Origin of the sequence: Streptomyces sp. NPDC047081 (assembly GCF_040643775.1) — a bacterium.
GTDB lineage: Bacteria > Actinomycetota > Actinomycetes > Streptomycetales > Streptomycetaceae > Streptomyces.
On sequence record NZ_JBEYUY010000001.1, the window covers coordinates 182020 to 194195 of the forward strand.

12 protein-coding genes are annotated in these 12176 nt (G+C 70.5%); 6 read left to right on the forward strand and 6 right to left on the reverse strand.

What is annotated here, in order from left to right:
• The first annotated feature begins 41 nt into the window (after positions 1-41).
• The gene (locus tag ABZ848_RS00825) at positions 42-1553 is read left to right on the forward strand and encodes an alpha-N-arabinofuranosidase (protein WP_360823061.1); all 1512 of its coding nucleotides are present in this window, start codon (positions 42-44) and stop codon (positions 1551-1553) included.
• Positions 1554-1560: 7 nt separating this feature from the next.
• On the opposite strand, the gene ABZ848_RS00830 is transcribed toward ABZ848_RS00825, so the two are convergent.
• Positions 1561-2619, reverse strand: a complete 1059-nt coding sequence (locus tag ABZ848_RS00830; RefSeq protein ID WP_360823064.1) for a hypothetical protein — start codon at positions 2617-2619, stop codon at positions 1561-1563.
• Between the two features lie 218 nt (positions 2620-2837).
• Complete coding sequence (locus ABZ848_RS00835) at positions 2838-5774, reverse strand: beta-galactosidase (protein WP_360823067.1); 2937 nt, start codon at positions 5772-5774, stop codon at positions 2838-2840.
• Between the two features lie 74 nt (positions 5775-5848).
• On the opposite strand from ABZ848_RS00835, the gene ABZ848_RS00840 reads away from it, so the two are divergent.
• From ABZ848_RS00840 to ABZ848_RS00850, 3 genes are all read left to right on the forward strand, one after another.
• Complete coding sequence (locus tag ABZ848_RS00840; protein ID WP_360823070.1) at positions 5849-6307, forward strand: Rrf2 family transcriptional regulator; 459 nt, start codon at positions 5849-5851, stop codon at positions 6305-6307.
• A 157-nt stretch (positions 6308-6464) separates the two neighbouring features.
• Positions 6465-7376 (forward strand): sulfite exporter TauE/SafE family protein, encoded by a 912-nt coding sequence (locus ABZ848_RS00845; RefSeq protein WP_360823073.1) that lies wholly within the window; start codon positions 6465-6467, stop codon positions 7374-7376.
• A gap of 246 nt (positions 7377-7622) precedes the next feature.
• Positions 7623-8273, forward strand: coding sequence for a DUF4360 domain-containing protein (locus ABZ848_RS00850; RefSeq protein WP_360823076.1), 651 nt, complete (start codon positions 7623-7625; stop codon positions 8271-8273).
• Positions 8274-8327: 54 nt separating this feature from the next.
• Here ABZ848_RS00850 and ABZ848_RS00855 read toward each other — a convergent pair whose 3' ends face one another.
• Positions 8328-9074, reverse strand: a complete 747-nt coding sequence (locus ABZ848_RS00855; RefSeq protein ID WP_360823079.1) for an SDR family oxidoreductase — start codon at positions 9072-9074, stop codon at positions 8328-8330.
• A gap of 94 nt (positions 9075-9168) precedes the next feature.
• Here ABZ848_RS00855 and ABZ848_RS00860 point away from each other — a divergent pair, with 94 nt between their 5' ends.
• On the forward strand, positions 9169-9777 hold the full coding sequence (locus ABZ848_RS00860; RefSeq protein WP_360823082.1) for a TetR/AcrR family transcriptional regulator: 609 nt from the start codon (positions 9169-9171) through the stop codon (positions 9775-9777).
• Positions 9778-9873: 96 nt separating this feature from the next.
• Here ABZ848_RS00860 and ABZ848_RS00865 read toward each other — a convergent pair whose 3' ends face one another.
• Together ABZ848_RS00865 and ABZ848_RS00870 are read right to left on the reverse strand one after the other, a co-directional pair.
• Entirely contained in the window at positions 9874-10056 is a 183-nt protein-coding gene (locus ABZ848_RS00865; protein WP_360823085.1) for a DUF397 domain-containing protein, read from the reverse strand.
• Positions 10053-10838: a helix-turn-helix transcriptional regulator gene (locus ABZ848_RS00870; RefSeq protein ID WP_360823088.1), complete on the reverse strand. Its 786-nt coding sequence runs from the start codon at positions 10836-10838 to the stop codon at positions 10053-10055. Before ABZ848_RS00870 ends, ABZ848_RS00865 begins: the two co-directional genes overlap by 4 nt.
• A gap of 172 nt (positions 10839-11010) precedes the next feature.
• Between ABZ848_RS00870 and ABZ848_RS00875 the strand changes: the two genes are divergently transcribed.
• Positions 11011-11490, forward strand: a complete 480-nt coding sequence (locus ABZ848_RS00875; protein ID WP_360823091.1) for an ATP-binding protein — start codon at positions 11011-11013, stop codon at positions 11488-11490.
• A gap of 13 nt (positions 11491-11503) precedes the next feature.
• Here the strand turns inward: ABZ848_RS00875 and ABZ848_RS00880 are convergent, their stop codons facing one another.
• Positions 11504-12121 (reverse strand): DUF4328 domain-containing protein, encoded by a 618-nt coding sequence (locus tag ABZ848_RS00880; protein WP_360823093.1) that lies wholly within the window; start codon positions 12119-12121, stop codon positions 11504-11506.
• Between the last annotated feature and the right edge of the window lie 55 nt (positions 12122-12176).

Below are 12176 nucleotides of genomic sequence, written 5' to 3' on the forward strand. Positions count from 1 at the left end.
CCCCACCCACCCGCAGACAACACTGAACCCGAAAGGCCAAGATGAGCACCGCCCGCTTCACGCTCGACCCCGCTTTCACCGTCGGCCCGGTCAACCCCCGTCTCTTCGGCAGCTTCGTAGAACACCTCGGCCGCTGCGTCTACACCGGCATCTTCGAACCCGGCCACCCCACCGCCGACGACAAGGGCCTCCGCCAGGACGTCCTCGACCTGGTCAGGGAACTCGGCGTCACCGCCATCCGCTACCCCGGCGGCAACTTCGTGTCGGGGTACAAGTGGGAGGACTCCGTCGGCCCCGCCGCGGAGCGCCCCCGCCGGCTCGACCTCGCCTGGCGCTCCACCGAGACCAACCGCTTCGGCCTCTCGGAGTACATCGACTTCCTCCGCAAGGTCGGCCCCCAGGCCGAACCCATGATGGCCATCAACCTCGGCACGCGCGGAGTCGCCGAGGCCCTCGAACTCCAGGAGTACGCCAACCACCCCGAGGGCACCGCCCTGTCCGACCTCCGCGTGGCCCACGGCGACAAGGACCCCTTCGGCATCAAGCTGTGGTGCCTCGGCAACGAGATGGACGGCCCCTGGCAGACCGGCCACAAGACCGCACAGGAGTACGGCCGGATCGCCGCCGAGACCGCCCGCGCGATGCGCCAGATCGACCCGGGCGTGGAACTCGTCGCCTGCGGCTCCTCCAGCCAGGCCATGCCGACGTTCGCCGCGTGGGAGGCGACGGTCCTGGAGGAGGCGTACGACCTCGTCGACCACATCTCCCTGCACGCCTACTACCAGCCCGAGAACGGCGACATCGACTCCTTCCTGGCCTCCGCCGTCGACATGGAGTCCTTCATCGAGAACGTGGTCGCCACCGCCGACCACATCGGCGCGAAGCTGAAGTCCAAGAAGAAGATCAACCTCTCCTTCGACGAGTGGAACGTCTGGTACATCTCGGAGTGGCACGAGATCGAGAACTCCGGCGCCCGGGACTGGGCGGAGGCCCCCCGCCTCCTGGAGGACAACTACAGCGTCATGGACGCGGTCGTCTTCGGCTCGCTCCTCATCGCGCTGCTGCGGCACGCGGACCGCGTCACCGTGGCCTGTCTCGCCCAGCTCGTCAACGTCATCGCCCCGATCATGACCGAGCCCGGCGGCCCCGCCTGGCGCCAGACGACCTTCTTCCCCTTCGCCCAGGCCTCCCGGTACGGCCGCGGCCAGGTCCTCGACGTCCGGGTGGACTCACCGACGTACGAGACGAAGAAGTACGGCGAGGCCGACCTGCTGCACGCCACCGCGGTGCGCGCGGAGGACGGCACCGTCACCGTCTTCGCGGTCAACCGCAGCCGGACCGAGTCGCTCCCGCTCGAAGTCGCCCTGAACGGCCTGGACTTGACGTCCGTCGTCGAGCACAGCGCCCTCGCCGACGCCGATCCGGACGCCCGGAACACCCTCGACGACCCCGAGCGGGTCGCTCCGCACGCCGTCGAGGGCACCGCGCTCACGGACGGCACCCTCACCGCCGTACTCGAACCGCTGTCGTGGAACGTGATCCGGCTGGCCTAGCGGGTCATCACTGCTCGATGTGCACCTGCGCGGGCGGATACGGGGACGAGGACGTGGTGCCCACGGCCCAGTAGCCGCCCGTGCCGGGGATCGCGGCAAGTGCCGTGGTGAGTACGGGAGTTGTGGCTGTCGCGCCTCGTTCGCTCACCCAGGTGCCGTCCTCCCACCGGAGGTGGTGGGCGCGGGTCTGGTCCCAGAAGTCCCAGCCCGCGATGCGGTCGGGGCCGCCCTGGCCGTCGTCGGCGATCGAGGTGAGCATTCCGACGGTGAACGGGGCGGTGACGGTGTTCCAGGCCTCGCCGTCCCAGTGGCGGAGGGTGACACTCGGGGGTTTGCCGGGCGGGCCGCCGACTCCGAAGTCGTAGCCGGTGAGCCAGATGTCGTCGGCGGCGACCGGGAGGAGGTCGGTGACGGTGAGGCGGAAGCCGGTGGGGACGGGCAGTTCGGTCCAACTCTCGCCGTCCCAGCGGGCGATGAGCGCGCTGTCGTAGACCCAGACCTCGCCGGAGCGGGTCACGCGGACGCCCGAGGGGGCCGCGGTGGGGGCGCTCGGGGGTGCCGGCTGCCAGGTCAGCTCCGTGCCGTGGCCGTGCAGCAGGACCGAGCCGTCGGAGTTGCGGCCGGAGAGCCAGAGGCCGCCGTCCGGGGCGACGGCGACACCGGTCAGCGAGGTGCCGCTCGCGCCCCGGCCGGGGAAGTCGGCCTCCCGCCAGGTGGTGCCGTCCCAGGAGAGCAGGTGGGCCGTGCCGTACCGGTCGGCGCCGACGGTCCAGGCGCCGGTGGCGGAGGCGGCGACGGAGCGGAGGTAGCCGTTGCTGAACTGGATGTGGTCGTCGATGTCCGGCTGGGTCCAGCTCCGGCCGTCCCACAGCAGGGCGAGCGGGTAGCCGCGGGTGTTGCCGTTGCGGCCCTCCTCGCCGACCGCCCAGGCGAGGTCGGGGGAGGCCGCCGCGACGCCGAGCAGCTGGGCGGCGGACAGACACTCCGGGGCCGCCACGGCCTGCCACTCGTGTGGCACCCCGGCGGTGGCCGACCGCACGCCCCCGCCGGCGGCCCCCGCGCTCACACCCGTCCCGGTACCCGTCCCCGTACCCTCTCTCGCGTTCGCGCGCGCACTCGCCGAGGCCAGGCCCAACCCGGCCCCGGAACCGACTAATCCGCTGATGAAACGCCGTCTTCGCACGGGATTCCCTCCCCCTTGAGCGGTCCGCGGAGGCACCACCGTGAACCAGCCCGCCGGAGAAGGCAATGCGCGCGGACGGCCATTTCAGGACAGGCTGCGGGTCATACGGCGGTGACCGGCACCCCTCCCGCCGCCGCACCCAGCAGCGTCAGCCGCACGTCCGACGGCCCGGCCGGTGTGGTCCCGTCGGACAGGACCGCCAGGGCGAGTGTGTTGGTGCCACGTGTGCGGAGGATCCCGTTCGGGAGCACGAAGGTGTGCTGCGGACCCACGTCGTTGATGTACTGGCCCATGTTCCAGCCGTTCAGGAAGATCTGGACGCGGTACGCACGCGCCGGGTCGTCGTCGAGGACGAGCCCGATCGAGGCGTCGATCCCGGAGTCGACGGCGAGCTTGAAACCGGTCCGGTACCAGGTCACCCCCTGCCGCAGGTCCGCCCGCGGCAGTTCGGCCTCCGGCCAGTCGCCGTCGGCGTGGTCCGGCAGGTGCCAGCCGTGCCGCTCCCCGTACAGCCCGCCGTTGTTCTGCGGCCCGCGCACCGGGTCGGGCGCCGCCTCGCCCTGGATCCGCCAGCCGAGCTTCGGCGCGGCCCCCGCGAAGGTGACCGCCGTCAGCCCACGTGCCACCTTGTGCGTGTCCTGCGCCTTGCCGTCCTGGTCGTGCTGCATCCGCCGGACCAGCACGGACAGCACATGCGCCCCGTCCTTCCGCAGCTCCTCCGGTACGTCGAACACCGCCGTGGCGGCCCAACTCCCTTGCCGCACACTGCCGTTGTCCGGCACGGGCATCCGGTGCGCGCCCAGCGCCCGCCCGTCCAGCCAGGCCATCAGCATCCCCTGGGTGCCCGTGCTGTAGGCGAGGGAGACGGACTCGGCCCCGCGCGCGTCGGTGAAGTGCCCGCGGTACCAGACGTCGCCGTAGTGGAAGCCGTAGTCGTCGGCGAAGAGGACGGGCTGCCCCTCGGGAACAGGCGTGGTGCTGTACGTGGTGGTCCTGTCGGCGGGCTTCCAGTCGGAGTCGTCGAAGCCGAGCGCGGCCTCGGGGTTCTCCGTCTTCCGCCGCCACCCGGCACGCAGCGCGGGCAGGGTTACGGTGCCGACCCCGGCCAGGGGCTGGGCGGCCCGCAGGCTCCCGGACGCGGACGTCCGTACCTTCAACTCCACGCCGTTCCAGGTCACTTCACGCAGTCCGCGCGGCCCCCACACCTCCAGCTCGGAGGCCCGCACGGTGTCGCCGGTGAGCCGCACCGCCGTACCGCTGACGTTGGCGGTCCGCAGCAGGGCGGGCCCGTACACCAGCACCGAGCCGGACGGCGTCTCGTGCGGCCACAGCCGTACGGACGTCTCGTCGTCGGCGAGGAGGAGCAGCAGCGGGGTGCCGACACCGCCGCCGGACACCAACACCCGTGTCAGCCCGTCGAGTTCGGCATCGATCCGCAGCAGCCCGTCCTCGTACGACCAGTCGGCGTCCCCCTCCACCACCGTGACCGTCGGCCGCATCGCGCACTCCAGCGCGGTCACCGTCGTCTCGCCGGAACGTCCGGTGAGCACAGCGATCTCCTGGCGCCCGGCGGTGAGCGCCAGCATGGGCTGCGCGTTGGAGTACCGCACCTTGCGCTTGCCCAACTTGATGCCGGCGGCGAGCAGTCGCGCGTCCCGCGCCGGGACGGTGACGGGCGCGTCGATGCCGGGCACGGCCGAAGTGACCGTCTGCTTCCCGTCGTTGCGCACGACGTAGACCTGGGCGCCGGTGTCCGGATTGGCCAGGTGGTACACCTTCAGGCCGTCCGCCTCGACGTCCTCGGCGCGGTCGAGCTTGGCGAAGTCCGGGACGTGCCGCAGCAGTTGGCCGATCTGGTGCATGGGGATCAGCTTGGATGTGGCCTGCCTTCCCTCGTCGATGGCGGCGCCGTAGTCGTACGAGGTGTAGACGACCGGTGCGGGCAGCCAGCCCCAGGAGGTGCCGCCGAAGGTCATGTAGACGCTGTGCAGGGTGATGCCGTTGGCGAAGTTGGTGAGATAGAAGCGCCGTTCGTACGCGGCGTCCCGCAGCCGCCGTGACTCGGCGTACCCCTTCCCCTTGAACCAGACGCCACCCCACGGATCGAACCATCCGCCCCCGAACTCCGGTACGAGACCCGGGGTTTGCGGGCTCGCGGTCGCCCCGCCCTTCATCCCGCCGACCCCGAAGTGCCCCCAGTCGGGCGGGGCGAGCGTCGGGGACGGATACCCGTCGAAGCCGTACAGCCAACGCCCCTGCTCTCCACCGGTGTCGAAGGACCCGGGGATCCAGTACCCGTTCCTGCCCTTGTCGTTGTGGAACAGCGGCACGTCGATTCCGTCGGCGCGGACCTTCCGGTACAGGTGGGCCATGTAGTCGCGCCCGGCGGGCTCGGTGACGTGGGCGTCGTACTCGTTCTCGATCTGGTAGAGCAGGATCGTGCCCCCGCCCTTGCTGTACAGGTGCCGGCCGGCGATGGCGTTCACCTGGTCGAGCCACTCGTCGACGTACTTCAGATAGGTGGGGTCCGAGGTCCGCGCCGTGCCCTCGGTGGCCGTCAGCCAGCCGGGGAAGCCGCCGCCGTCGATCTCGGCGTTGATGTAGGGGCCGGGGCGCAGGATGACGTAGATCCCGGTCTCGCTCGCCATTCGCAGGAACAGGTCCAGATCCCGGATGCCGGTGAAGTCGTAGTGCCCCGGCGCGGGGGAGTGGTAGTTCCACGACACGTAGATGCTGACGGCGTTGTACCCATGGGCGCGCATCTTCTGGAGCACGTCCCGCCACAGGGACGGACTCGGCAGCCGGAAGGGATGCATCTCGCCGGACCACACCACCAGCCGTCGGCCGTCGACGATCAGCGAGTACCGGTCGAAGCCGATCGTGTGCGGCTTCCCGTCCGCGGCCGGCGGCGCGGGCGCGGGCCCCGTCGGCACGGTCGGCGCGGCATAGGCGCAGCTCGCCGCTCCGCTGCCGCCGAGCGCCAGCCCGAGCGCCGTGGTTCCGGCGAGGGCGCTGAAGGTACGTCTGCTGAGCCCCAAGGGACCCTCCCGTCGTGCCGGTCGGCGGCGCGTGCGAGGTCATTGTGTACAGGGCTACCCGCCACAATGGTGCTATGAGGATCTCGGCACGGGCGGATTACGCGGTACGGGCGGTTCTTGAGCTCGCCGTTCGGCAGGACGGCGGACCGGTGAAGGCGGAGGCCATCGCCGCCGAGCAGGACATCCCGCACAAGTTCCTGGAGGGGATCCTCGGCGATCTGCGGCGCGGCGGGATCGTCGACAGCCGGCGCGGCGGGGGCGGCGGCTACCGGCTGGCGCGGGAGGCCGCGAAGATCACCGTCGCGGACGTCATCCGCGCGGTGGACGGCCCGATCGTGTCGGTACGGGGCGAACGGCCGACGGGCCTCGAGTACACGGGGTCGGCACAGCCGCTGCTGCCGCTGTGGATCGCCCTGCGGGCCAACGTCCGCCGCATCCTGGAGGGCGTCACCATCGCGGACATCGCGACGGACGCACTGCCGGAGCCGGTGAAGGAACTGGCGGCGGAACCGGCGGCGTGGGAGAACCCCTAGCAGCCGCTGCTCTGAGCACCCGCTGCTCTGAGCACCCCGCTGTGAGCGATCTTCATCCTCGTCTCAGGCTGTCCTCAGTTTGACGCCCTAACGTCGCCTCCCGTTCATCCCTACCTCTCCGGTGGGAAAACCAGGAAACACGGACGGGACCCCACACATGCGCACGCTGATCCTGCTAGCCCTCGCGGGCCTCGGTGCCCAGCTCGTGGACGGCAGCCTCGGCATGGCCTACGGCGTGACCTCCACCACGCTGCTGCTCGCGATGGGCACCAACCCGGCCGCCGCCTCGGCCACGGTGCACCTCTCCGAGATCGGTACGACCCTGATGTCCGGCGCCTCGCACTGGCGTTTCGGGAACGTCGACTGGAAGGTCGTCGCCAGGATCGGCGTGCCCGGGGCGGTCGGTTCCTTCCTCGGCGCGACGGTCCTCAGCAAGCTCTCCACCGAGGTCGCCGAGCCCGTGATGTCGCTGATCCTGCTGGGGCTCGGCGTGTACGTCATGTCCCGGTTCACCCTGCGCGGCCTGCCCAAGGACCGGCTCGGCCAGCCGCTGCGGAAGCGGTTCCTGGCGCCGCTGGGCCTGGTCGCCGGGTTCCTGGACGCGACCGGCGGTGGCGGCTGGGGCCCGGTCGGTACGCCCGCGCTGCTGGCCAGCGGTCGTATGGAACCCCGTAAGGTCATCGGATCCATCGACACCAGCGAGTTCCTCGTCGCGGTCGCCGCCAGCCTGGGCTTTCTCTTCTCCCTCGGCTCGCAGGGGCTGAAGTGGAGCTGGGTGCTCGCCTTCCTGCTCGGCGGGCTGGTCGCCGCGCCGATCGCGGCCTGGCTGGTGCGGCTCGTGCCGCCGCGGGTGCTGGGCTCGGCGGTCGGCGGGATCATCATCGTCACGAACGTCCGTACGCTGCTCAAGAGCGACTGGATCGGGGCGTCGAGCGCGCTGAGCACGCCGGTGTACGTCCTGCTCTACGCGGTGTGGGCCGCCGCCCTGGCGTACTCGATCCGCGCCTACCGTCAGGAGCGGGCCGCGGAGGCCGAGTCCGCCGAGGAGCGGCAGCCCGTCGGCGTCTGATCAGCCGTTCCGACGCCGACCGTGAGGATCGATATCCCGTCAACGGCCGCTTGTTCCAACAGAGTTCCGACACGCGCTCAGTATGTGAAATCCGCACCTGTGAATGGCTTGAGTTCGCCCTGACCGCCCGATGTGCGTCTCCCTACGATGCGGAGCGCCTCCGGCCTTCACAGGAACCCCACTGTTTCTTCAAAGGTTCCTCGGGCCCGGGGTGTGCCACCCCCCACTCACAGAACCGGAGAGACCATGATCCGTGGACTCCTGCTGAGCGGCGGCGTCGCCGCTCTGCTCACCACCGCACTGCCTGCGCAGGCCTCGTCCCCCGTGTTCGACAACCCGCCCCCCGACAAGATCGTCATCGACGTGGCGACGGTCAACGGCTCCGGCTGCCCCCAGGGCACCGCGGCGGTCGCCGTCTCGCCCGACAACACGGCCTTCACGGTGACGTACAGCCAGTACCTCGCCCAGGCCGGCGGCAACTCCGATCCGACGGCGTTCCGCAAGAACTGCCAGCTCAACCTGATCGTGCACGTCCCCCAGGGCTTCACCTACGCCATCGCCAGCGCCGACTACCGCGGCTTCCTCTCGCTCCAGCCGGGGGCGAGCGCCACGCAGAAGGCCTCGTACTACTTCCAGGGCTCTTCGACGACCGTGCCCAAGAGCCACCCGTTCAGCGGCGCGTACAACGACGACTGGCAGGCCACGGACTCCACGGACTGGGCCCAACTGGTCTGGGCGCCCTGCGGAGTTCAGCGCAACTTCAACATCAACACCGAGCTGAGAGTGAACGCGGGTACGGCGAACCCCGGCAAGGTCAGCTTCATGACCATGGACTCGACGGACGGTGACATCAGCACGGTGTACCACCTGGCCTGGAAGGACTGCCCGGCTTCCTGAGGCAGGCGCGAGGGGGTGGTCCGCGGCGCGGCGTACGCGGGCCACCCCTGCGGGTCAGAACTGGTTCTCGCCGCCGTTGACGTGCAGGGTGATGCCGAGCACGAAGCTGCTGTCCGCGGAGGCGAGGAAGGCCACCGCGGCGGCGACCTCCTCCGGGCGCCCCCAGCGGCCGATCGGCACTCCTGCCGCGATGTCCGCCTTGACGGCGGCCGCGTTCTCCTCGCCGATGGCGATGTCGACTCCCGGGGTGTCGATCGCGCCCGGCGCGACCGTGTTGACCCGGATGCCCCTGCCCTTCAGCTCGTTGGCCCAGGTCCGTGCGAGGGACCGCATCGCGGCCTTCGACGCCGCGTACAGGCCGAAGCCCTCCCGGCCGTCGCCCGCCCGGATGGAGTCGTTGAAGATCACGGAGGCGCCGTCGTTGAGCAGCGGCAGTGCCTTCTGCACGGTGAGCAGTGTGCCCCGGACGTTGATGTCAAACATCTGGTCGAACTGATCCTGGGTGGCCTGCGCCAGCGGTGCGAGCGCGCCCATGCCCGCGTTGGCGAAGAGCACGTCCAGGCCCCGGCCGCGGTCACGGACCGCGTCGTACAGCCGGTCCAGGTCGGCCGGCTCGGATATGTCGCCCGGCACCGCGGTGACCGCGGAACCGATCGACTCGACGGCCTGGTCGAGCGCGTCCTTGCGCCGGCCGGTGATGAACACATGGGCACCCTCGGATGCCAGCCGCGCGGCGGTGGCCAGGCCGATTCCTGTGCTGCCGCCCGTGACGACGGCGGTCTTGCCTTCCAGCTGTCCCATTGCTTGAACTCCCGAAACTTAGATACCGATCGGTGCAGAATGGAACCGTAGCACTTCTGCACCGATCGGTATCGAGGAGTCGTAGGATGGCGTCATGGAGACCACCCGGAAAGCGCCGATCGGCCGGCCGAGAGGCTTCGACGCCGACGAGGCGCTGGAGCGGGCGATGCTGGTCTTCTGGGAGCAGGGCTACGAAGGCGCCAGCCTGACCGACCTGACCAGCGCCATGGGCATCACCCGCAAGAGCATGTACGCGGCCTTCGGCAACAAGGAGGAGCTGTTCCGCAAGGCCCTGGAGCGCTACACCGAAGGCCCGGCCGCCTATGCGGCCCGCGCGCTGGAGAAGCCGAGCGCCCGGGAGGTGGCCACGGCGTTCCTGGCCGGCTCGGTCAGCACGACCACCCGCCCCGACTGCCCCGCCGGATGCCTGGGAGTGCAGGGCTCACTGGCCGCCGGGGACTCCGGACGGGCCGCCCAGGACATCCTGATCGCCTGGCGCGACGACGCCCGTGCTCGCCTCCGCGACCGGTTCCAGCGGGCCGTCGACGAGGGTGATCTGCCCCCGGACGCGGACCCGGACCTGCTCGCCCGATACCTCATGACCGTGGGGAACGGCATCGCCGTCCAGGCCGCCGGCGGCGCCACCCGCTGCGAACTCCAGCAGGTCGCCGACGCGGCGCTGCGGAACTGGCCACCCGTCTGACAGTAGGCGCCCGTGGGAGCGTGTCGCCCTCCGCTACACCGGGTGACTTCGAGGTTCGTCAGGAGGAGCAGGGCCCGCAGTCCGTGGGCAAAGCGTCTACCGGCCAAGGGTGTCGACGAAGGCCGACCAGCTGGTGGGGGAGAGGGTGAGCTGAGCACCCTGCTGGTCCTTGGAGTCGCGCACGTGGATGGTGGCGGGAGTGACGGCGACCTCGACGCAGTCGCCGTCGCCGCTGCTGCTGTAGCTCGACTTGAACCAGGTCAGTTCGCCGGTGCTCATAGCGCTCCTCGCATCCGTTCCAACAGGCTCACGGAGTCTTCGAGCGTGAGAGCCTGCGAACGCATCCTGGCATACCGCCTCTGGAGCACGCTGATCTCTTTCGGGCCGCCGACGAACAGACCGCCTCGCTGGCCTTCGTTGTACGCGAACCACTGGTTCTCCGGCGTCTCCAGTAACTGCATGGGACCGGCCAGCCCTGCGTGCGTCCCGTGCGCCAGCGGCATGATCTGGATCTCGACATTCCGCAACTGCCCGATCTCCAGGACGTGATCGATGAGTTCGCGTGTGACGTCGACGCCCCCGGTCCGCCGCAGGAACAGGTGCTCCTCCAGGATGAAGCTGAACGCGGTGTTGGGCCGTTCCCGCAACAGCCTCTGTCGCTCGGCCCGGGCGGTCCACCGCTCCTCGATCTGGGCGTCGTCCAGAGGCGGCAACTGGCCCTCGAACAAAGCCCGCCCATACGCCTCCGTCTGCAACAACCCCGGAATCAACCGGCATTCGTACGTGTACAGCGTGATCGCCGTCGCCTCCAGCCGCGCCCACTTCCGGAACCACGCGGCCAACCCCGGCTGTCGAACCACCGTCGGCAAAGCCTTGCGCAGCGCCCCCGTGTTGCCCGTGACCTCCTCCGCCCGGTCCACGTACACCGTGTCCGGCATCCGGCGCCCCAACTCCACCGACGCCACCGTGTGCTTGGAGAAGCGCACCAGGTCGGCGTACTCCTCCCGGCTCAGCCCCGCATGCTCCCGCAGCGCCTGATGCACCGCCCCGAACGTCCGCATGCTGTCCGAGGACTCCGGCTCACCGCCACCACCATCGACCACAGTCGGTCACCTCCCGCGCCCATGGTCACGGGCAGTCACATGTACTGTCCAGACCGTGACCGCGTACTCTCCCGCAGAGTACGCGCGCCGGACCTGGTGAAGTGCGGTCCCCGCCCGCCAGATTGGGGCCATGACCGCACCCCTCACCCCCCAACTCCCGATTACCGTACGTACGTTCAGTCAGCGCCTCAGCCCCACCCCGCGCGGTGCCCGCCTCGCCCGGCACCTCGCCCTGAACCAGCTGCACACCTGGGGCATCCCGACCGAAAGCGACCCGGCGCACGCCGTCGCCGTGATCGTCGCCGAACTCGCCGCCAACGCCGTCACCCACGGCCGCGTCCCCGGGCGGGACTTCGAGCTGCGGCTCTCGCTCGTCACCGGCAGCGTCCGTATCGAGGTCACCGACACCCGCGCCGAGCGGAGACCGCCCGCGCCCGGCGCCGTACCGACTCCGCATCCCCTCGACGAGGGCGGCCGCGGGCTCGTTCTCGTCGATGCGGTCGCCGACCGGTGGGAGGTGCTGGAGCGCGAGTCGCCCGGGAAGACCGTGCGGGCGGAGGTCGATCTGCCCGGATGGCGGGCCGTGGTCAAGAGGGCGGCCGGGACCTGAGAGCCGCCGCCGTTCAGACCGCCGGCGTCCCCTGCGGAGCACCTCGTACGGCCTCCAGCGCCTCGCCCTGCACGGACGTGATCCGCTGGATCAGCCAGAGGATCAGGGCCGCCGCCGTGATGTTCAGTACCTGCGAAGTCGCCAGCAGCGGAAGCGAGTCGGAGTTCCTGCCGACCACCCCGATCGCGATGTGCACCGCCCACGCCACCCACCACGCGTTCACCAGGGACTCGCCGCGGCGATCGCCGGTGGGGGCACTCGCGCGCAGCGTGCCGAGGAGCAGGCCGCGCGGGACCCAGAAGTTGACCACCGGGATGAGCCAGCCGGCGACGGCCCACACGTCGTTGCCCAGGTCCGTGCCGGGGGAGAGGGCCCGGGCGTTGCGGCGGGCGCGGTGCTGCCAGGTCAGGAACAGGGCGGCCGCCGCCGTCGTGGCGTACACGGACACCATGGAGGCGAAGCCCGAGGTGCTCGACGGCGTTCCGGCGGGGTCGACGTGGTGCGCCCTGACGGTCACGCCCCGGTACACCTCCACGGCCGCCGCCAGCGCTATCGCACCCTGCGCGAAGCGGGCCAGCAGCCAGGGGGCCTCGCCCGCACGTCCGTCGGGTCTCTCTGATGACATGGTCATGCCGTGGAGCATATGTGCTCACAGGTAGGACCCAGGAACGCTTCAGGTACGTCAT

What these genes read in the sequence shown, in the direction of transcription:
- ABZ848_RS00825 (WP_360823061.1), top strand. Translation starts at nt 42, where the DNA reads ATGAGCACCGCCCGCTTCACGCTCGACCCCGCTTTCACCGTCGGCCCG.
- ABZ848_RS00840 (WP_360823070.1), top strand. Translation starts at nt 5,849, where the DNA reads ATGAGGATCTCGGCACGGGCGGATTACGCGGTACGGGCGGTTCTTGAG.
- ABZ848_RS00845 (WP_360823073.1), top strand. Translation starts at nt 6,465, where the DNA reads ATGCGCACGCTGATCCTGCTAGCCCTCGCGGGCCTCGGTGCCCAGCTC.
- ABZ848_RS00850 (WP_360823076.1), top strand. Translation starts at nt 7,623, where the DNA reads ATGATCCGTGGACTCCTGCTGAGCGGCGGCGTCGCCGCTCTGCTCACC.
- ABZ848_RS00855 (WP_360823079.1), bottom strand. Translation starts at nt 9,074, where the DNA reads ATGGGACAGCTGGAAGGCAAGACCGCCGTCGTCACGGGCGGCAGCACA.
- ABZ848_RS00860 (WP_360823082.1), top strand. Translation starts at nt 9,169, where the DNA reads ATGGAGACCACCCGGAAAGCGCCGATCGGCCGGCCGAGAGGCTTCGAC.
- ABZ848_RS00865 (WP_360823085.1), bottom strand. Translation starts at nt 10,056, where the DNA reads ATGAGCACCGGCGAACTGACCTGGTTCAAGTCGAGCTACAGCAGCAGC.
- ABZ848_RS00870 (WP_360823088.1), bottom strand. Translation starts at nt 10,838, where the DNA reads ATGCGGACGTTCGGGGCGGTGCATCAGGCGCTGCGGGAGCATGCGGGG.
- ABZ848_RS00875 (WP_360823091.1), top strand. Translation starts at nt 11,011, where the DNA reads ATGACCGCACCCCTCACCCCCCAACTCCCGATTACCGTACGTACGTTC.
- ABZ848_RS00880 (WP_360823093.1), bottom strand. Translation starts at nt 12,121, where the DNA reads ATGACCATGTCATCAGAGAGACCCGACGGACGTGCGGGCGAGGCCCCC.